Raw genomic sequence first — 19047 nt, 5'->3', positions numbered from 1 at the left:
CTTACTCCTGCATCACCACGGGGACGGAGGTATCCACCGCATCGGCCACGCGCAGCGCATCCCAGTTGGTCATGCGCACGCAGCCATGCGATTCGGTCTTGCCGACATGGCCGGGCACCGGCGTTCCATGCAGGCCATAGTGGGGCTTGGACAGATCAATCCAGACCCTCCCCACCGGGTTGTTCGGACCCGGAGGCAGCGTAGCCTTCTTGTCGCCCCTGCGCGCATCCCAGAACAGCTTGGGGTTGTAGTGGAACGGCGGGTCACGATACACGCCAAGAATTTTCCATTCACCGATTGGCAGCGGATCGTGTTGGCTGCCGGACGACACTGGCACCTGTGCGATCACCTTGCCCTGCGCATCCAGCAACTGCAGGGTGGAATCGGACTTGTCGACTACGATCTTCGCCGCCTTCAGCAATGCAGCCGGTGCGATGTTGGGTACCTGGATGCGGTTGCCGGCCTTGGCCAGATCGACGCCGGGGTTGAGCGCCTTCAGCAATTCCGGCGAAGCATGGAAACGCTCGCCCAGTGATTCCTCGACGCTGCTGTAGCCCAGTGCCCTCAGCTTTGCCTGCGCGGCGGGCGTCTTCGGTACGGCGACGAACGGCCCGGCCACGTCCTCGGCGGTCAACGTGTAACTGGCAAGCGGTGTGGTCGCATCGGCCTGCAGCGCCTTCCAGGTGCTGTCGTCCAGCTCTCCGCTCACCGTCAGGCCGTGAGCGGCCTGGAACCCGGCCACGGCGCGTCGCTGGTTGCTGCCGACTTCACCGTCGATCTCGCCCGGGGAGAAATTGGCCCGGTCCAGAAGCACCTGGGCGTGCAGCGGCGAGCGCGCCGCCGTATCGGGGCCGGCCTTCTCGGCAATGGGCTCCGGCAGCTGGGCTGGCGGCGGCACCTGCGCGAAGGCGGGGGACACCAGCAAGGACAGGGCGAGCAGGGCGGGGCGGTGTACGGGCATGTAGATCTCCGGCAGATGGCCGCTCCACCCTGCCCGCAGAGGCTGCGCAGCCTCCGTGAAAGCAACCTGATGCCGGCATGAGCAGGGCGGCCCTGGCGTGGCCCGGGCCCTTGTCGCAGAAGCACCGTGCATGGTCTCACCAAGGTGAACGGCTACCGACGCCCATGCATGTTGCCAGTCAAGATTGCCGGTGGCACGGCCGATACGGCCACATCCCCCCGTTTTGGATGAACCCATGAACTACTTGAGGAATGTCAGGGTTGCCTGGCGTCTTGGGCTGGGCTTTGGCCTGTTGCTGCTGCTGGTTGCCGCCGTGGTGGCCACTGGCGCCACCGCCAGTGTCGTGCAGAAGCGCGCGATGCAGCAGGTGGTCGACATCAGCGTGGCCAAGGTGCGGCTGCTGTCGCAGATGCTCGATGCCAACAACCAGATGATGGTGGTGCGCCGCGAGATGCTGATCCGCCAGGGCGAAGACCGCGGACACGACGAGCAGCGCATCGCCGATCTGGTCAAGCGCTACGAGGCCAGCTGGACCGCCTACCAGGCGCTGCCCAGCGACGCCCAGGGCAAGGCCATCGCGGAAACCATCGCGGCCAAGCGTGCCGTCGCGCGCCCGCTCAACAAGCAGACCAGCGCACTGATGGAGCAGGGTGACTATCCGGGCGCCGTGGCGCTGACCCTGGGCCCGGTGCAGGAAGCCGCCAATGGCTGGAACAAGGCGCTGTCGGACGGCGTGGACTTCGAAGAGAAGGAAAGCCGCACCGCCGCAGCCGAAGCGATCCGCCTCGGCGAACGCAGCCTTCTGCAGCTGCTGGTGCTGGGCGGTGTTGCATTGCTTGTCGGCATCGGTGCCTCGGTGATGATCGGCCGCAGCCTGACCGGCCCGCTCGCGCGCGCGGTGAACCTGGCCGAGCGCCTGTCCAAGGGCCAGCTGGACCAGGAATTCCGCCTCGGTGGGCGCGATGAACTGACCCAGCTGGGCGAGGCGATGGCCAGCGTGCGGCAGAGCGTGCAGGCAGCGATCGGCGCGCAGCTGCAGATGGCCGAACAGCATGAGGCCGGCGCGATCCGCTATCGCATGGACGCCAGCGCATTCCCCGGTGATTTTGGGCGCATGGTGCAGGCCACCAACAGCCTGGTCGAATCGCACGTACAGGTGGAACTGCTGATGGCCGAGATGATGCAGCGCTACGCCATCGGTGATCTGAGCCACGATCTGCCGGACTATCCGGGCGAAAAGGGCACGCTGACCCGCACCCTGGCGGCAGTGAAGCAGAGCCTGATGGCAATCAACGCCCAGATCGATGAACTTGCCCGCGCCGCGCGCGCTGGTGATTTCAGCATGCGCGGCGATGCTGCTGCGTTCCAGTACCAGTTCAAGGCGATGGTCGAGCACCTCAACGGCATGATGGCCAGTTCGCAGGCCAGCATCGCCGATGTCTCCGACGTGCTGCGTGCGATTTCGCACGGCGACCTGACCGCACGCATGGATGGCGAGTACGACGGTGTATTCGCCCGCATGCGTGACGACGCCAACACCACCACTGCGCAGTTGACCGGCATCGTGCGGGGCATCCAGGTGGCTGCCGACAGCATCAACAACGCGGCGCAGGAACTGGCTGCCGGCAACAACGACCTGTCGCGCCGCACCGAGCAGCAGGCCGCCAACCTGGAAGAAGCCGCGGCATCAATGGAGGAACTGACCTCCACCGTGCGCCAGAACGCTGAACTGGCGCGGCAGGCCGACAGCGAAGCGCATGCCGCCGGTGCCGCCGTGCGCGAGACCGAGCAGGCGATGGCGCAGATGGCGGCGGTGATGGGCGAGATCGATCAGTCCTCGGCCCGTATCTCGGAGATCTCCACGGTGATCGACGGCATCGCGTTCCAGACCAACATCCTGGCGCTGAACGCTGCCGTGGAAGCCGCCCGTGCAGGCGAGCAGGGCCGTGGTTTCGCCGTGGTCGCCAGCGAAGTGCGCACGCTCGCGCAGCGTGCCGGTGTCGCCGCCAAGGAGATCAAGGAGCTGATCGAAGACGCCGCTGCCAAGGTGAAGAGTGGCCTGGCGGTGACTGTTGAATCCGAAGCCGCGATCGCACGCGTGGCCCAGGCCAGCTCGCGCACCACCCAGCTGATGAGCGACATCGCCGCAGCCAGCAAGGAACAGGCCGCCGGCATCGAGCAGGTCAACGAGGTGGTGGTGCAGATGGACCAGGTGACCCAGCAGAACGCTGCGCTGGTGGAAGAAGCGACCGCGGCCAGTCGCGCGCTGGAGGAGCAGGCGCATGCACTGAGCACATCGGTGGCGGTATTCCAGATCGAGCAGGACGGTGCGGCCCGCGCCGTGGTGGCGCGCGCGGCCTGATCGTCACCGCGTCGGCGCGGCGAAGTGCCGTGCCGACTGAAAAGACCTCAGCGCTTGAACAAGCGCTCGTGCATCCAGCCGTCGTTGGTCAGCACGAGCGTTGCTTTGCCATCGATTTCGTCCTTGGCTTGATCCGCGAGGTTACGGTAGCTGGCCTGGACATCTTTCGATCTGGCCCAGCTGTCCGCATCTTCGACCTTGTAGCGGAAGTTCACCTGAGACAATTTCACGCCCATCATCTCGCTGGGCTCGGTAAAGGTGTGCACCTCTGTCACCCTGAACTTGCCGGTGCAGAACGCTGCTTGACCTGCAAATGTTTCTGCGCCGCCTTCTACGAGGAACTTCTTTCCTTTGGATGTAAGCGCGTACTCGCCAGCCGGTACGGTCGATGTGCCAAACATCGATTTCATTTCAGATGCTTGGCGGTTCAGCAACCCGGCCTCGACCAAGGCGTTGGCCTGCAGGCGCGCGCGCTCTCCCAAGCTGCCATCGTTGGCCAGTTTGAAGGGGAGTTCCCGAGCGGGCAAAGCAGCGCAGAGCCCGTTCTTGGTATCAAGATATTTCTGAATAGCCTTGCCGAAATTGCCCTTGTTGGCGGTCTGGGAACTGCTGCATGCCGCCAGTACAAGCATCAGCGCGCTGGTCGCCAGAACTCGGTTCACATTCTTCATCTCAACTATCCCTGTCAGTGGGTCAATCAACGTAGCCGCTACCACCGAGCGAAGCTACAGGGGGGTGGAAGTCGATGATCTGTCCTTGAGGGAGCCCAGCGAAGAGGCCCTGACGGCGATCAGCAGTGCCAGATGACTTCCGGATTGCTCTGCACGGGATGTAGCCGTTTACGACAAACTGCGCGACGTGCACTGCCTTCATCGGTGTGCCTGAGCCATGAGTGGCTCTGGATGGCAGAGCAGGTGAGTCGCGCTGTCGCCGATGTCGTACGGCCGTTGGGACCGATCCAGCGAAAGTAGGCGCTGCGCCACACATCCCGCGCCTGCGATGCGGGCGCGGGTTGCTCCCCGTTTTCGGGGACGATCAATCTCTGCTCCGCGTTCGGGCAGCCTTTTTCGCTGCGGTCTTGCGTGTCGCTGCCTATCGGGCACGGGTAGCCGCCGCCTTCTTGGCGGCGGCGCTGCGGGTTGCGGCGGTAGCCTTCTTGACCGGTGCCTTTCTGGGAGCGGATTTCTTCCCCGTGCTGGATGCAGGAGCCCTCACGGCAACCGTCCTTTTCGCGGCCGATTTATCGGCGGCCGCTCTGTTCGCCGCAGACTTCTTCGCAGGCGACTTTTTCACGGACGACTTTTTCTCAGCCGGTTTCTTGGCAGTCGACTTCTTTGTAGCAGTCTTCTTCACAGCGGCCTTCTTCGCCGGTGCCTTCTTCGCCGCCTTGCGCCCACTGCCACCGCGCTTGCCTCCACCATCCTGCTTGTTCACGGTGGCCCAGGCGATGCGTTCGGCGGTGCTTTCGCTGGCACCGCGTTCGCGCTCGCTGTCCTCGATATGCTCGGCCTGGCGCTTCTGCTTTTCGGTGTAGGCGGACTTGTCACCACGTGGCATGGCCGGATCTCCGGTAGGGGCTGGGCTCCACGGTGGGCCTGGCGGCGTTAAGCGCAAGTCCCGCAAGGGTGATCGCACCGGCAAGGGGCCTCGGCTATGCTTGCCGCATGCGAGTCGAGCCCGCCGACATCGAAGCCCTGTTCGACGCCATCCCGGATGTGCTGTTCTTCATCAAGGATCTTCAGGGGCGTTACACCCACGTCAACCAGACCATGCTGCGGCGGCTGGGCCTGCGCGCGCGCAAGGACGTGATCGGGCGCACGGCGGCCGAAATCTACCCGACCGGACTCAGCGCGGACTACGTTGACCAGGACGCGCGGGTGCTGTCCGGCGAGGTGATCGAGAACCTGATGGAGCTGCACCTGTTCGCCAACCGCGAACCGGGCTGGTGCCTGACCTGCAAGCGCCCGCTGGTGGTTGATGGGGCCATCGAAGGGCTGATCGGCATTTCCCGCGACCTTGGCCAGAAGGACAGCCTGGGCACCCAGTACGAACAGCTGCGGCTGGCGCTGGCCCACCTCAATGCGCACTACGCCGAGAACGTGCGCATGCAGACCCTGCTGGACATCACCGGCTTTTCGCTGTCCAAGCTGGAGCGCAGCTTCCGCAAGGTGTTCCAGATGACCCCGCAGCAGGTGCTGACCCGGCTGCGGATCCAGATGGCCATGCACCTGCTGCACGGTGACGAGAGCATCGCCAGCATCGGCCAGGCCTGCGGTTTCAGCGACCAGAGCGCCTTCACCCGCAAGTTCAAGGCTGAAACCGGTTTCTCGCCGCGCGCCTATCGCGCCCGTATCGGCGGCAGCGTCGGCGAGCCGGCACTGGCCTGATCCGCCTGCTGCGCTGTGCCTATCCCCGCGGGCATGGGACAGGGTAAGGTGTCGCCCCTGTAGCCCGCCGCCAGCCCCGCCGATGCCCAACTCGATTCCGACCGCTTCGCCGTCCCGCCTCGGACATTCGCTCAAGCCCCGCCAGCTGATCATGATGGGCCTGGGCAGCGCCATCGGCGCCGGCCTGTTCCTCGGCTCGGGCGTGGGCGTGCAGGCGGCCGGCCCGGCGGTGCTGGTGTCCTACCTGGTGGCCGGCGCGCTGGTGATCATCGTGATGAACGCACTGGGCGAGATGGCGGCGGCCAAACCGACCAGCGGCGCGTTCTCGGTGTATGCAGCCGATGCCATGGGGGCTACCGCCGGTGCCACCGTCGGCTGGCTCTGGTGGGTGCAGCTGGTGATCGTGATCGCTGCCGAGGCGGTGGGCGCGGCCGGGCTGCTGGCGACGGTCTGGCCGTCGGTACCGGTACCGATGGCAGCGTTGGCCTTCATGCTGTTCTTCACCGCGATCAACCTGCTCGGCGTGAAGAACTTCGGCGAGTTCGAATTCTGGTTCGCCATCCTCAAGGTGGCGGCAATCCTGGCCTTCATCGCCATCGGCGTGGCGCTGCTGATGGGCTGGCTGCCGCAGGTGACCTCGCCCGGCCTGAGCAACTTCACCGAACACGGTGGCTTTGCACCGAAGGGCCTGGCCGGCATCGGCGCGGCGCTGCTGGTGGTGGTGTTCGCCTTTGGCGGCACCGAGATCGTGGCCGTCGCTGCTGCCGAGACCGAAGACCCGGAACGCAGCATTGCCCGTGCGATCCGCACCGTGGCCTGGCGCATCCTGGTGTTCTACATCGGCTCGCTGAGCGTGATCATCGCCGTGGTGCCGTGGACCAGCGAGGCGCTGAAGTCGCCGTTCGCCGCAGTGCTGGATATCGCCCGTATTCCGGGTGCCGGCACCGCCATCACCCTGATCGCGGTGATCGCGCTGCTGTCCGCACTCAATGCCAACCTCTACGGTGCCTCGCGCATGATGTATTCGCTGGCGCAGCGTCGTGAAGCACCGGCCGTGCTGGGTTGGACCGACCCGCGCCAGGTGCCGGTGATCGCCGTTCTCGCCAGCGTGCTGTTCGGCTTCGCCGCCACGGTGATGGAACTGCTGTTCCCGGACCGGGTACTGCCGGTACTGCTGAACATCGTCGGTTCCACCTGTCTGCTGGTGTGGACGCTGTCGCTGGTCTCGCAGCTGGTGCTGCGCCGCCGTGCTGATCGACTGGGCACCCGACTGCCGTTCCGCATGGCCGGTTTCCCGTGGCTGACGGTGTGCGCGCTGGGCATCCTGGCGCTGATCTTCGGCCTGCTGCTGAGTGAATCGCATACCCGCCTGCAGTTCCTGTCGATGGTGGCGCTGACCGCTACGATCGCCGCAGGCAGCGCCATCGCACGGCGCATGCGCGAAGCATGATCGGGTAGAGCCGACCCCACGGTCGGCTGCGGTTGCCGGACCTTCTGTAGAGCCGACCCTATGGTCGGCTGCCGTTCGCGTGGTCGCCAGGCGAACACGGGCTCGGTTCCACAGCAGGCATACATCCGCCGTGCCATCCTGAGCGCGTAGGCCGTCATCGGCCCGTCGACCGGGAGTACCGCATGCTGCGCAGCCGTCCGTTCCTGATGTTCACCGGCCAGGCCGAGGCCGCCCTGGCCCTGTACGCTGAAGCCTTCGCCGATTTCCGCCTGCTGGCCCTGCAGCGCCACCCGGAGGGCGCCGGTGCCGGTGTGCCCGGGCAGGTCCGCCAGGCCATCTTCCTGCTCGGCGGCACCCACTACCTGTGCTTCGACAGCCTGGACGTGCACGACTTCACCTTCAGCCCGTCGATCTCGCTGTTCGTCGAGTGTTCCGGTGCAGAGCAGTTCGAGCGCGCGGCGCGCGTGCTGGGCGAGGGTGGGCACTGGCTGATGCCGGTGGGCGATTACGATTTCAGCAACCGCTACGGCTGGGTGCAGGACCGCTTCGGCGTATCGTGGCAGTTGAGCCTGGGGCAGATGCCGGACCCGTGATTATTGTGGGTGTGGGCCTTGGTCCACACGCCCTTATGAAAACGGCCCGCTTGCGCGGGCCGTTTTCATTTCCGATGGAGCGAGGAATCACGCCTCGACTTCATCATCCTTGTAGGCATCGACCGGGATGCAGGCGCACATCACGTTCTTGTCGCCGTACACGTTGTCCACGCGTGCCACCGGCGGCCAGTACTTGCTCTGCTTCAGGCTGGCCAGCGGGAAGGCGGCCAGTTCGCGCGGGTAGGCGTGGGTCCACTCGCTGGCGGTCACCGCGGTCGCAGTGTGCGGCGCGTTCTTCAGCGGGTTGTCCTCGCGGTCCAGGCGGCCGTCTTCGATCGCGGTGATCTCTTCGCGGATCTGGATCATCGCGTTGATGAAGCGATCCAGCTCGTGCAGCGATTCGCTTTCGGTCGGCTCGACCATCAGCGTGCCAGCCACCGGGAAGCTCAGGGTCGGGGCATGGAAGCCGAAGTCGATCAGGCGCTTGGCCACGTCTTCGGCGCCGATGCCGCTGGTCTTCTCCAGCGGGCGCACATCCAGGATGCACTCGTGCGCGACCAGGCCGTTGCGGCCGGTGTACAGGGTCTTGAAGTGCGGGGCCAGGCGCTTGGCGATGTAGTTGGCGTTGAGCTGCGCGACCTGGGTGGCCTTGCGCAGGCCTTCGCGGCCCATCATCGCGATGTACATCCAGCTGATCGGCAGGATCGAGGCGCTGCCGAAGCTGGCCGCGCTGACCATGCCGACCGGACCGTTGTCACCCAGCTTGCCCGGCAGGAACGGCGCCAGATGCTCCTTGACCGCGCACGGGCCGACGCCCGGGCCGCCGCCGCCGTGCGGGATGCAGAACGTCTTGTGCAGGTTCAGGTGCGAAACGTCCGACCCCCACTTGCCCGGCTTGGCCACGCCGACCAGCGCGTTCATGTTGGCGCCGTCGGTGTACACCTGGCCGCCGTGCTGGTGGATGATCTCGCAGATCTCGACCACCTCTTCCTCGAACACGCCGTGCGTGGACGGGTAGGTCATCATGATCGCGGCCAAGCGGTCGCTGTACTTCTCGGCGTTGACGCGGATGTCTTCGACGTCGACGTTGCCGTTGGCATCGGTCTTGGTCACCACCACCTTCATGCCGCACATCTGTGCCGAAGCCGGGTTGGTGCCGTGGGCCGAATCCGGGATCAGGCAGATGTCGCGGTGGCCTTCGCCGCGCGAGCGGTGGTAGGCGCGGATCGCCAGCAGGCCGGCGTACTCGCCCTGCGCGCCGGAGTTCGGCTGCAGGCTGACCGCGTCGTAGCCGGTGCATTCCACCAGCATCGCTTCCAGCGTATCGATCAGTTCCTTGTAGCCCAGCGCCTGGTCGGCCGGCACCAGCGGGTGGATCTGCGAGAACTCCGGCCACGTCACCGGAATCATTTCGGCGGTGGCGTTGAGCTTCATGGTGCACGAGCCCAGCGGGATCATCGTGCGGTCCATCGCCAGGTCCTTGTCGGCCAGCGAACGCAGGTAGCGCAGCAGTTCGTGCTCGCTGTGGTGGGTGTTGAACACCGGATGGGTCAGGAACGCGGACTGGCGCAGCAGGCCGGCCGGCAGCGCGTCGGCGGTGCTGGCGTCCAGCGCGTCGACGTCGGCCTGGGCACCGAACACCGCAGCCAGCGCAACCACGTCGGCGCGGGTGGCGGTTTCGTCCAGGCTGATGCCGACCGAGTCGCTGTCGATCGCGCGCAGGTTGTAACCGGCAGCGCGTGCCTTGACGTGGATCTCATCGGCGTGCACGCCGGTGACATGCAGGGTGTCGAAGAAGTCGCCACCGACCTGCACGCCGGCATTGCGCAGCGCTGCGGCCAGGATCGAGGCCAGGCGATGGGTGCGGCGGGCGATGCGGGTCAGGCCTTCCGGGCCGTGGTAAACGGCGTACATCGAGGCCATCACCGCCAGCAGCACCTGCGCGGTACAGATGTTGGACGTCGCCTTCTCGCGGCGGATGTGCTGCTCGCGGGTCTGCAGGGTCAGGCGGTAGGCCGGGTTGCCCTGGGCATCGACCGAAACACCGATCAGGCGGCCCGGCATCGAACGCTTGTAGGCATCGCGGCAGGCCATGAACGCCGCATGCGGGCCACCGAAGCCGAACGGCACGCCGAAGCGCTGGCTGTTGCCGACCACGATGTCCGCGCCCCATTCGCCCGGGGCGGCCAGCAGGGTCAGGGCCAGCAGGTCGGTAGCCACGGCCACCAGGCCGCCACGTGCGTGCACGGCATCGACCAGCGCCTTGTAGTCGCCCACCTGGCCGAAGGTATCCGGATACTGCAGCAGCAGGCCGAAGGCTTCCGCATCCAGCGCTTCGGCCGGGGTGCCGACACGCAGCACGATGCCCATCGGCTCGGCGCGGGTGCGCAGCAGTTCCAGCGTCTGCGGATGCACGGCGTCGTGCACGAAGAAGGTGTCCGACTTGGACTTGGCCGAGCGCTTGGCCAGGGTCATCGCTTCAGCAGCGGCGGTGGCTTCGTCCAGCAGCGAGGCGTTGGCGATTTCCATGCCGGTGAGGTCGGCACACAGGGTCTGGAAGTTGATCAGCGCTTCCATGCGGCCCTGCGAGATTTCCGCCTGGTACGGGGTGTAGGCGGTGTACCAGGCCGGGTTTTCCAGGATGTTGCGCAGGATCACGTTCGGCGTGTGGGTGCCGTAGTAGCCCTGGCCGATGAAGCTGCGCAGCACGGTGTTCTTGTCGGCGATGGCACGGATCTTCGCCAGTGCCTGCACTTCGGTCATCGACTCCGGCAGCGCCAGCGGCGCCGGCGACTTGATCTTGGCCGGCACGATGGCATCGGTCATCGCATCCAGCGACGCGTGGCCGACGACATCGAGCATCTGCGCGATCTCGGCGTCGTTGGGGCCGATGTGGCGCTCGACGAACGCGTTGTGGTGCTCGAGCTCACGCAGGGAAGGGGTGTTCTGGGACATGGCGAAGGATCCGTCAGGAAAGGGCACACGCACGGGCACAAGCCGCCGGTCGGCGGTCTGCGGGGCGCCCCTCTGTCCTTTTGCCTGAGAGTTTAAAAGCGCGGAAAACCGCAGCTTCGTGCCCCTTCGGCGCCGGATCGAACCGGTCTCTCCAGAGTTGTGTTACGGGTGGTATCGGGCCTGAGCGATTACGGGCGTTGCGCCTTCGGCAGCGGTGTTCCGCTTCTCCCACCGTGTTGCCCGCCGATTATAGCCCCTTGCGGGCCCGGCCAGCGGCTGCTGGTCGGTGCCGCCGCGCCTGAATGGCCGATGGCCCGGCCGTGCGTTTTGTGCAGTGCTGCATGGCGTCAGGCGCAATCCCCACCTATGATGGGCGGATACCCGAATTCATCTGGCGCCGTCCCCGTTGCTGCGGGACCGGCGCCCGCCGTGCGTGCCCCGCACGGACCTGCCGGACGCTGCCTCCATGACCGCCGCTGTTGCCCCCTCCACCCGCCGCATGGCCCTGCTGCTTGCCGGCCTGGCCATGTTCGGCCCGTTCTCGATCGACACCATCTTCCCGGCGTTCCCGCAGCTGGCCCAGCGCTTGGCGGTGGACGAGGTGGCGGTGCAGCAGACCATCAGCGTGTACCTGCTGTTCTACGGCCTGATGAGCCTGGCGCACGGCCCGCTGTCCGATGCCTGGGGCCGCAAGCGGGTGATCCTCGGCGGTCTGGTGGTGTTCGTCGGTGCCTCGGTCGGCTGCGCGCTGTCCACCGACCTGCCCACGCTGCTGGCGTTCCGCGCGCTGCAGGGCCTGTCGGCGGGTGTCGGCATGATCGTCGGCCGCGCGGTGATCCGCGATCTCTACCATGGCCATGACGCGCAGCGGCTGATGAGCCAGGTGTCGATGCTGTTCGGCATCGCCCCGGCCATCGCACCGATCATCGGCGGCTGGATCCTGCTCAGTGGTGCAGGCTGGCCGCTGATCTTCTGGTTCCTGGTGGTCTTCGCACTGGTCCTGCTTGCGGCCACCGCGCGCTTCCTGCCGGAAACCCATCCGGTCGAGGCACGGGTGCCGCTGTCGCCGCGCGTGCTGCTGCGTGACTACGTGCGCATCGGCTTCAGCCCGCGCTTCCTGCGCCTGGCGCTGGCCGGCAGCATCGGTTTCGGCGGCATCTTCCTGTACATCTCCTCGGCGCCGGTGTTCGTGATGCAGCACCTGCATCTAGGCGAGGGCGGTTTCGCCTGGTTGTTCATTCCCACCATCGGCGGCATGACCACCGGCTCGTTCCTGTCCGGGCGCATGGCCGGGCACACCACGCCCACACGCCAGGTCGCCATCGGTTTCAGCCTGTGCGCGCTGTCGGCGCTGCTGAATGTCGCCTACGTGGCGCTGTCGCCGCAGTTCGTGCTGCCGTGGGCGGTGCTGCCGATCTTCCTGGGCGGCATGGGCATGTCGCTGATCTTCCCGATCCTGGCCCTGGCGGTGCTGGACATGTACCCGCACCAGCGTGGCCTGGCGTCGTCGCTGCAGGCCTTCGTGCAGCTGATGATCAGCACGGTGGTGGCGGGCGTGGTGTCGCCGCTGCTCAGTGCCAGCCCGCTGCACCTGGCGCTGGGGCAGGCCGCATTCTTCGCTGCTGGCTTCGTGTTCTGGTACTGGGAACACCAGCGTGAACGCGCAGCGCAGGCAGCCTGCACGGGCCATTGAGCAGCGCGCAGGGGTAGGGCGGGCCGCGATGCCCGCAACGCTTGCGACGAGGAACGACCGGACTAGGCTGACGACTCCAGCCAGCCGGTGCGTGGATGCACGACAGCCAGCCGATCCGATGTCGTTGCATGAGGTTCCCATGGCTGCGCAGCAGACCTACCGCCTGTTCGAGGTGGCGCTGAAGGAGCGCCGCGTTCTTTCCCCTTCCCTGGACCGCATGGTGTTCACCGGTGCCGACGTGGCGCGGATGAAGACCGAAGGCCCGGACCAGCGCATCAAGGTGTTCTTCCCCTTGCCCGGCCAGGACGTGCCGCAGGTGCCCAGTGGCGAGGACTGGTATCCGCGCTACCGGGCGTTGCCGGACGACCAGCGTCCGCCGATGCGCACCTACACCATCCGCCAGCTGCGCGCGGAACAGTGCGAGGTTGACGTGGATTTTGTCCTGCATGGCGAGACCGGGCCGGCCTCGCGCTGGGCCATCCACGCCCGCCCGGGCGACCGCGTGGTGCTGCTGGCCCCCGATGCCGACTGTACCGACAGCAGCGAAGGCTGGGAGTGGAAGCCGCCGGCGGATATCGGCCAGGTGCTGCTGGTGGCGGATGAAACCGCGCTACCAGCGGTGGCCGGCATTCTCGAGGAACTGGCCACGCTGGCCGATCCGCCACGCACGCTGGCGCTGCTGGAAGTGGCGCACGCCGGCGATGCGGTGCCGCTGAAGGCCCCGGAAACGGCCGAGCTGGTCTGGCTGCCACGCGGGCAGGCGACCTACGGGCATCCTCTGTTGCAGGCGGTGCAGGCGCGGCTGACAGCGGCCTCGAGCGTGGGCGCAGGCGACGAACTGGAAGAGATCGACATTGACGCGCAGATCCTCTGGGAACAGGCTGATGCCAGCGTGGCCGGGCCGCTGTATGCCTGGGTCGCAGGCGAGGCAGGAGCGGTGATGGCGATCCGTCGCCATCTGGTCCGCGACTGCGGGCTGGACCGCCGCGCGATCACCTTCATGGGCTACTGGCGGCACGGCAAAGTGCTGGACTGAGGGGTGTGAAGCGGCGTGGCGGGCGGGGTGCGCTATCCTTGCGCCCCCTTTCGCAGCGGTACCGCACCATGTCCACCAGCTCCAAGACCCGCCGCGACCAGCGCCGTCGCCAGGAAAAGCAGGCCGCCAACAAGGCTGCCGCGCAGGCGTCGCCGGTGGAACCGCATGCCGAACTGCGCGATGCACAGCGCACCCTGCTGGCCGGTGTCGTGCGCCGCGACGGCGAATGGGTGCTGGGCATGGATGGCCGCATTGCCGGCCACAGCGAGAGCGCTGCGCAGGTGCTGGCGCTGATCATGCAGGCCGGTGAGCTGCACGAACGCAATGGCACGCCGGTACGCCTCATGTACTCCGACGCACTGCGCGATGCCGCACAGGCCGAAGCCAAGGAGAAGGGCCAGACCTTCGAGGAATTCAAGGCCGAGCTGGCCGCGGCGATGGCGGCGAAGAAGAACAGCTGATCGCGCCGAATCTGTAGAGCCGAGCCGTGCTCGGCTTGCCGTGCGCAGCACGGTGGAAACGCAGCCGAGCATGGCTCGGCTCTACAACACGGAGAAGGGGCGGATCCGTGCGGACCCGCCCCTTCTTTCATTTCGCCGCCGGCGCCGCGTTGGCCTGCCAGCCGCACATCTGGCCTGCGTTCTGCTGCTTCAGCCACTCGTTGACCGGTGTGAAGTACTCGATCATCGGGCCGGCATCGAGCTTGTCGGTACCCGTCAGCTCCTTCAGCGTGGCCTGCCACGGCTGGCTGGCGCCCTTGCTCAGCATGGCCCAGTACTTCTGGCCGGCTTCCTTGTTGCCGTAGAAGGTGCACTCATGCAGCGGTCCCTTGTAGCCGGACGCGTCGCACAGGCCCTTGTAGAACTGGAACTGCAGGATGCGCGCCAGGAAGTAGCGGGTGTACGGGGTGTTGCCCGGCACGTGGTACTTCGCGCCCGGATCGAAGAATTCCTCGCCACGGGTGCTGGCCGGGGCCACGCCCTGGTACTTGGCCTTGAGGTCCCACCACGCCTTGTTGTAGTTGTCGGCGGTGATCGATCCGTCGAACACGCCCCAGCGCCAACGGTCGATCATCAGACCGAACGGCAGGAACGACACGCCCGACAGCGCCATGCGCATCTGGTTGTTGATGACCGCCTCGCGGCTCTCGGTCGGCGCGTCGACCAGGCCGATCGAGCTGAGGTACTTGGGCGTCATCGCCAGCACGATGGTGTCGCCGATCGCTTCATGGAAGCCATCGTTGGCACCGCCCTGGAAGAGCGGCGGCAGCGGGTTGTAGGCCAGGTCGTAATAGATGTGGCCCAGCTCGTGATAGATGGTGGTGAAGTTCTCTTCGTTCGGCTTGATGCACATCTTGGTGCGCACGTCGCCTTCCATGTTCATGTCCCAGGCGCTGGCGTGGCAGACCACGTCGCGGTCGTCGGGCTTGATGAACTGGGTTTTCTCCCAGTACGACTGCGGCAGCGACGGCATGCCGAGCGACACGTAGAAGTCCTGCGCGCGCTCCGTCATCTGCTTGGCGGTACGGAGTTCGGCCTCACGCTGCGCCTTGTACTGCGCGGCCACGTTGGCATCCTTGCCGGCCTTGGCCAGCGCGGCGCTCAGGTTGGTCTGGTACTGCTTCTCCAGTGCCGCGGTGATGTCCAGGCTGCCGGCGCCCGGGTAGGGTTCCAGCTGGTCCCACAGGTTCGACCAGTCCTGCTGCCACATGTTGCCGAGCAGGTGCGCCGCGATCAGGCCATTGCCCACTTCGGCCTTGTCCTTGCCGTAGGTCTTGTCCAGCTTGCCGCGCGCGTAGCAGTGCAACTGTTCGTACATCGGCTTGACCTGTTCCCACAGGCGGTCGGTTTCCGGGCCGATCTGCTCCGGCGGCATGTCATAGCCGCTGCGCCACATCTGGCCGGCATCGGTGAAGCCCATGCCCTTGGCGCCTTCGTTCACCAGCCCGACGAACTTCTGGTAGTCGCCGCGCATGCTCTTGGTCGTGCTGTGCCAGCCCTGCCAGGCATCGAGCTGCTTGTCGTAATCGCGGCTGCGTGCCAGCACCTGCTCCAGCTCGCCCAGCTGGCGACAGGAGTTCGGATCATTGGCATCGGTGCAGTACTTGCCGGCCCCGTAGCTGCCTTCCATGCGGGTGGCGATCTGGGTCAGCTCGGCCAGCTTGGCCGGGTCGCGCGGCGCCGGCATCGAGGACATCAGCTTCAGCAGGTGGATGGCGCGCTTGCTGTCCTCGCTCATCGGCTTGCCATCGAATTTGGCAGCCTGTTCGATCCAGCTGTTGAGCTGGGTCAGCGAGCGCTCGTTGGCCTTGGCCGCGATGCGCTCGGAATCACTGTTGATGTAGGTGGAGGACAGCCACTGCGCCGAGGTCATCTCCGGGTAGGCGGCCTTGAATTCGGCATTGATGCGGGCCACGAACTGGTCGGCGGTTTCGCCGGCCGGGGCGCTGCTGCTGGCGGTATCGGTGCCTGGGGTGGGTTCCTTCTTGCAGGCGACCAGGGCCAGCGTGGCGGCGGCGACAGCCGAGGCCAGCAGGAGATGACGATGTTTCACGGGCGGTCCTTGGGTGGTGAACGACGGCCGAAGGCTAGTGGGCAGTCGCTGCCACCGCAAGTGGCGGAAGTCGGCCGGGCGGCGCCCGGCACCCGAAGAGGCCTTCAAGCAAGCGCAACGTCAACTTCAAAAGCAACGATTCCATGGTTTGGCGGGGCGGTGTGGGCTTGCAGGACACGCCGTAAACCCGTCCATGGGGGCTCGATGGCGCCATCCATGGCGCCAACGGTCCTGCAAGCCCACACCTCCCCACCTCCGACAGATTCCGTGTGCTGTGGGTAGGTGTCGACCTTGGTCGACACATCTGTCAGGTATCGACAATCAAAATGGGGCCAGATCCGTTTTCCTCCGGAGAACGGATCTGACCCCAAGGTCATTCCAGCAGATCGCGGAAAACTGTCGAAGGCGGGGTGGGTCCGGTTGAGGGGGCGTGAGCCGCATGGATGCGGCGACCGAGCTTACATGGACGTACTTGCAGCGTCCCCCGCAACCGGACCCACCCCGCCAACCCACAGGATGCCAGCTTTTGCTGTTGCTTCGGCTCTGACCTCTGCAGGTGCAGGGCTGCAAGCCCTGCCGAACAAACCTCAACTCTCGCAGTTGGCGAACACGTCGCGATCGCGCTCGTACAGCGCCGTCTTCACCTGCATCAGGCCCAGCACCGACGGGAACAGGTTGTCATGGTCGGTGTACGCCGCCGAACGCTTGCGCACGCACTGCAGGTCCAGCCCACGGCTGCTGGCGAAGCCCGGCGAGAACCACATCGTCATCGGCACGCGGGTCTGCTCGGCCGGGGCGATCGCGTACGGCACGCCATGCAGGAACAGGCCCTTCTCGCCCAGCGACTCGCCGTGGTCGGACAGGTAGATCATCGCCGTGTCGTAGTCCTGCATGCCCTGCAGCGTGCCGATGGTCTTGCTCAGGAAATGATCGGTGTACAGCACGGCGTTGTCGTAGCTGTTGGTGATCTCCTCGCGTGAGCAGCGGCCGATGTCACGGGTGTCGCAGGTGGGCTTGAAGCGCGCAAATGCGGCCGGGTAACGCTCGAAATAGGCCGGGCCATGGTTGCCCAGCTGGTGCAGCACCACCACGCGGTCGCCGGGCTTGGCGCGCACCTGGGTGGCCAGGTCCTGCAGCAGTATCTCGTCCATGCAGCGGCCGTCCGCGCACAGGCCCGGGGTGGTCGCATCGGACAGCGACTGGAAGTCCAGGCCTTCGCACACGCCCTTGCATCCGGACTGGTTGTCACGCCACAACGGTGCAATGCCGGCACGGTTCAGTACGTGCAGCAGCGACTGGTGCGCGCGGATCTTCTTCTCGTCGTAGTCGTGGCGACCCCACGGCGAGAACAGGCACGGCAGCGATACTTCGGTGCTGGTGCCGCAGGAGTGCATGTCGGGGAAGTTGATCACCGATGCCTGGGCCAGCTCCGGGGTGGTGTTGCGGCCACCGTTGAGGCCCCAGTTCTGCGCGCGCACGGTCTCGCCCATCACGATCACCAGCAGGCGCGGCTTGCTGGCCGGGGCGCGTGGCGTGGCCTTGGCGTCGGTGCCGATCGGCAGCTTCGGCGCGCGCTGCACCGGGTTGTCGCCCCGCAGTGCACGCGGCAGGCCCAGCAGCACGTTGGCCGGGGTGGCCAGGTAGCGCACTTCACGCTGGTTGCGCATCAGCGCCGAGACATCCTGGAACGAAATCAGCGCACCGCCCACCGCGGTCACCGCCGCCACCAGCAGGAACCCGAGGCGCCACAACAGGCTGCGCCCCCAGCTGCGGCGGCGCAGCTGCACGCGCCACAGTACGATCATCGGCAACACGGCCAGCAGCAGGACCGGCCACAGCAGCGACACGGTCATCAGTTCGCGGCTTTCCTTGGGGTCGGTCGCCAGCACGTTGCGCAGCATGTCCGCATCCAGGTAGATGTGGTAGCGGCTCATGTAATGCGCAGCGAATGCGGTCACCAGCAGCAGCAGGCTGATCACCACCTTGGCGTTCCAGCGCCAGACCAGGATGCCCAGCAGCACGCCGTGCGCACCCAGCAGCAACAGCAGCAGCGACAGCGCGTAGCGCAGGCTGCCCGGATGGCTGGCCATCGCGCTGTGCCAGAACAGGCCGTTGCCGGCCACCGCAAAGAACAGGCTGGTCAGCGCGATCAGTGCTTCGGTGGAAAGCTGCGGCCGCCAGTGGCGAATACCCGCGAGGGCGGGGAGGCGGGCGGGGCGTTGGACCGATGCACTCATGCGTTTGCCTCCTGGCGGTTGGGACGGTCCAGCTGACGGCGGATCAGAGCATACAGGCCCAGCGAAAGCAGCCAACATATCAACGCGGTGGCAACGTCATGCGAAAGGAAATGGGCGCCCCGCAGCTGCTGGCTGATGCCGAACACCAGGCCGGTGCCGAGGCCGATCCACAACCCGGCCCAGCGCCAGGACGGGCGCCACAGCAACCCGAAGAAGTACAGGCAGAGCCATGCATAACCCGCGCTGGCGTGCCCGGCCGGGAAGCATGCCTGGGGGGCCATGCCGCTCGGGCGCAGGGTGAACAGTCCGATGAAGGGTTCGTGGCCGCCGTAGCGCAGCAGGTCCCAGGGGCATTCCATCGGCACCAGCGACTTCAGCAGGGAGATCACGCCGGTACCCAGTGCCATGGCAATCACGACATAAAGCAGCGCCCACTGCAGGGTGCGATCGCGACCCTTACGCCAGTGATGGAAGCACAGCAGGATCGCAACCAGCGCCGCTGCCGTGCTCAGCCATTTGCCGGCCTTGTGCACCAGCGTGCGGGTGACCCAGGCGTCCTGCAACGCCCAATGGCCGCCCTCAAGACGGAACAGGTGGTCGGCCACCCATTGATCGCCGCCGAATCCCATCAGCAGCGTAAACACGGGCAGACCGATTGCGACAGGCAGCCAGAGGTGAGTTACGGCAAATCGTGACGCCAGTGGCGATGTCGCAAGCGGCGCTACCGAATCAAGGGGACGGACGGGCATGCTGGGAACGAGCGGTTCGGGAATCCGCGGTCATGCTCGTCACCTTGATGTCGGAGAAGGGTCGGACGCTC

At 66.3% G+C, this 19047-nt stretch carries 14 protein-coding genes and 1 riboswitch; of the genes, 7 read left to right on the top strand and 7 right to left on the bottom strand.

The annotated features are described in order from the left end of the window. Position 1 precedes the first annotated feature (1 nt). Positions 2–961, bottom strand: coding sequence for a L,D-transpeptidase family protein (locus QP512_RS15080; RefSeq protein WP_286069427.1), 960 nt, complete (start codon positions 959–961; stop codon positions 2–4). A 235-nt stretch (positions 962–1196) separates the two neighbouring features. Here QP512_RS15080 and QP512_RS15075 point away from each other — a divergent pair, with 235 nt between their 5' ends. Beyond that, on the top strand, positions 1197–3323 hold the full coding sequence (locus QP512_RS15075; protein WP_286069425.1) for a methyl-accepting chemotaxis protein: 2127 nt from the start codon (positions 1197–1199) through the stop codon (positions 3321–3323). Positions 3324–3370: 47 nt separating this feature from the next. Here QP512_RS15075 and QP512_RS15070 read toward each other — a convergent pair whose 3' ends face one another. Next, positions 3371–3994: a hypothetical protein gene (locus QP512_RS15070; RefSeq protein WP_286069424.1), complete on the bottom strand. Its 624-nt coding sequence runs from the start codon at positions 3992–3994 to the stop codon at positions 3371–3373. A gap of 421 nt (positions 3995–4415) precedes the next feature. Further along, positions 4416–4880: a hypothetical protein gene (locus QP512_RS15065; RefSeq protein ID WP_286069423.1), complete on the bottom strand. Its 465-nt coding sequence runs from the start codon at positions 4878–4880 to the stop codon at positions 4416–4418. A gap of 107 nt (positions 4881–4987) precedes the next feature. Here QP512_RS15065 and QP512_RS15060 point away from each other — a divergent pair, with 107 nt between their 5' ends. From QP512_RS15060 to QP512_RS15050, 3 genes are all read left to right on the top strand, one after another. Next, complete coding sequence (locus QP512_RS15060) at positions 4988–5710, top strand: AraC family transcriptional regulator (RefSeq protein WP_049463126.1); 723 nt, start codon at positions 4988–4990, stop codon at positions 5708–5710. Between the two features lie 82 nt (positions 5711–5792). After that, positions 5793–7160: an amino acid permease gene (locus tag QP512_RS15055; RefSeq protein ID WP_286069421.1), complete on the top strand. Its 1368-nt coding sequence runs from the start codon at positions 5793–5795 to the stop codon at positions 7158–7160. Positions 7161–7342: 182 nt separating this feature from the next. Beyond that, positions 7343–7753 (top strand): VOC family protein, encoded by a 411-nt coding sequence (locus QP512_RS15050; protein WP_005418291.1) that lies wholly within the window; start codon positions 7343–7345, stop codon positions 7751–7753. Positions 7754–7840: 87 nt separating this feature from the next. Here the strand turns inward: QP512_RS15050 and gcvP are convergent, their stop codons facing one another. Further along, positions 7841–10708, bottom strand: a complete 2868-nt coding sequence (gene gcvP / locus QP512_RS15045) for an aminomethyl-transferring glycine dehydrogenase (protein ID WP_286069419.1) — start codon at positions 10706–10708, stop codon at positions 7841–7843. A 62-nt stretch (positions 10709–10770) separates the two neighbouring features. Continuing rightward, positions 10771–10873: riboswitch (glycine riboswitch) on the bottom strand. Between the two features lie 301 nt (positions 10874–11174). Between gcvP and QP512_RS15040 the strand changes: the two genes are divergently transcribed. The 3 genes from QP512_RS15040 (at position 11175) to QP512_RS15030 (ending at position 13898) form a co-directional block, all read left to right on the top strand. After that, on the top strand, positions 11175–12401 hold the full coding sequence (locus tag QP512_RS15040) for a multidrug effflux MFS transporter (RefSeq protein WP_286069417.1): 1227 nt from the start codon (positions 11175–11177) through the stop codon (positions 12399–12401). A 139-nt stretch (positions 12402–12540) separates the two neighbouring features. Next, positions 12541–13437, top strand: coding sequence for a siderophore-interacting protein (locus QP512_RS15035; RefSeq protein ID WP_286069415.1), 897 nt, complete (start codon positions 12541–12543; stop codon positions 13435–13437). Between the two features lie 68 nt (positions 13438–13505). Next, positions 13506–13898, top strand: coding sequence for a hypothetical protein (locus QP512_RS15030; protein ID WP_008265644.1), 393 nt, complete (start codon positions 13506–13508; stop codon positions 13896–13898). A gap of 127 nt (positions 13899–14025) precedes the next feature. Here QP512_RS15030 and QP512_RS15025 read toward each other — a convergent pair whose 3' ends face one another. The 3 genes from QP512_RS15025 to QP512_RS15015 form a co-directional block, all read right to left on the bottom strand. Beyond that, positions 14026–15990, bottom strand: coding sequence for a M2 family metallopeptidase (locus tag QP512_RS15025; RefSeq protein WP_286069414.1), 1965 nt, complete (start codon positions 15988–15990; stop codon positions 14026–14028). A 587-nt stretch (positions 15991–16577) separates the two neighbouring features. Beyond that, positions 16578–18227, bottom strand: coding sequence for a phosphoethanolamine--lipid A transferase (locus QP512_RS15020; RefSeq protein ID WP_286069413.1), 1650 nt, complete (start codon positions 18225–18227; stop codon positions 16578–16580). Beyond that, the gene (locus QP512_RS15015) at positions 18224–18976 is read right to left on the bottom strand and encodes a phosphatase PAP2 family protein (protein WP_286069412.1); all 753 of its coding nucleotides are present in this window, start codon (positions 18974–18976) and stop codon (positions 18224–18226) included. Before QP512_RS15015 ends, QP512_RS15020 begins: the two co-directional genes overlap by 4 nt. Positions 18977–19047 lie beyond the last annotated feature (71 nt).

Source organism: Stenotrophomonas sp. 57 (assembly GCF_030291075.1).
Lineage (GTDB): Bacteria > Pseudomonadota > Gammaproteobacteria > Xanthomonadales > Xanthomonadaceae > Stenotrophomonas.
Note: the sequence above shows the minus strand (reverse complement) of the source record. Positions and strands in the feature narration are given on the sequence as shown.

What these genes read in the sequence shown, in the direction of transcription:
- QP512_RS15070 (WP_286069424.1), bottom strand. Translation starts at nt 3,994, where the DNA reads ATGAAGAATGTGAACCGAGTTCTGGCGACCAGCGCGCTGATGCTTGTA.
- QP512_RS15040 (WP_286069417.1), top strand. Translation starts at nt 11,175, where the DNA reads ATGACCGCCGCTGTTGCCCCCTCCACCCGCCGCATGGCCCTGCTGCTT.
- QP512_RS15050 (WP_005418291.1), top strand. Translation starts at nt 7,343, where the DNA reads ATGCTGCGCAGCCGTCCGTTCCTGATGTTCACCGGCCAGGCCGAGGCC.
- QP512_RS15065 (WP_286069423.1), bottom strand. Translation starts at nt 4,880, where the DNA reads ATGCCACGTGGTGACAAGTCCGCCTACACCGAAAAGCAGAAGCGCCAG.
- QP512_RS15035 (WP_286069415.1), top strand. Translation starts at nt 12,541, where the DNA reads ATGGCTGCGCAGCAGACCTACCGCCTGTTCGAGGTGGCGCTGAAGGAG.
- QP512_RS15055 (WP_286069421.1), top strand. Translation starts at nt 5,793, where the DNA reads ATGCCCAACTCGATTCCGACCGCTTCGCCGTCCCGCCTCGGACATTCG.
- QP512_RS15015 (WP_286069412.1), bottom strand. Translation starts at nt 18,976, where the DNA reads ATGCCCGTCCGTCCCCTTGATTCGGTAGCGCCGCTTGCGACATCGCCA.
- QP512_RS15020 (WP_286069413.1), bottom strand. Translation starts at nt 18,227, where the DNA reads ATGAGTGCATCGGTCCAACGCCCCGCCCGCCTCCCCGCCCTCGCGGGT.
- QP512_RS15060 (WP_049463126.1), top strand. Translation starts at nt 4,988, where the DNA reads ATGCGAGTCGAGCCCGCCGACATCGAAGCCCTGTTCGACGCCATCCCG.
- gcvP (WP_286069419.1), bottom strand. Translation starts at nt 10,708, where the DNA reads ATGTCCCAGAACACCCCTTCCCTGCGTGAGCTCGAGCACCACAACGCG.
- QP512_RS15075 (WP_286069425.1), top strand. Translation starts at nt 1,197, where the DNA reads ATGAACTACTTGAGGAATGTCAGGGTTGCCTGGCGTCTTGGGCTGGGC.
- QP512_RS15080 (WP_286069427.1), bottom strand. Translation starts at nt 961, where the DNA reads ATGCCCGTACACCGCCCCGCCCTGCTCGCCCTGTCCTTGCTGGTGTCC.
- QP512_RS15030 (WP_008265644.1), top strand. Translation starts at nt 13,506, where the DNA reads ATGTCCACCAGCTCCAAGACCCGCCGCGACCAGCGCCGTCGCCAGGAA.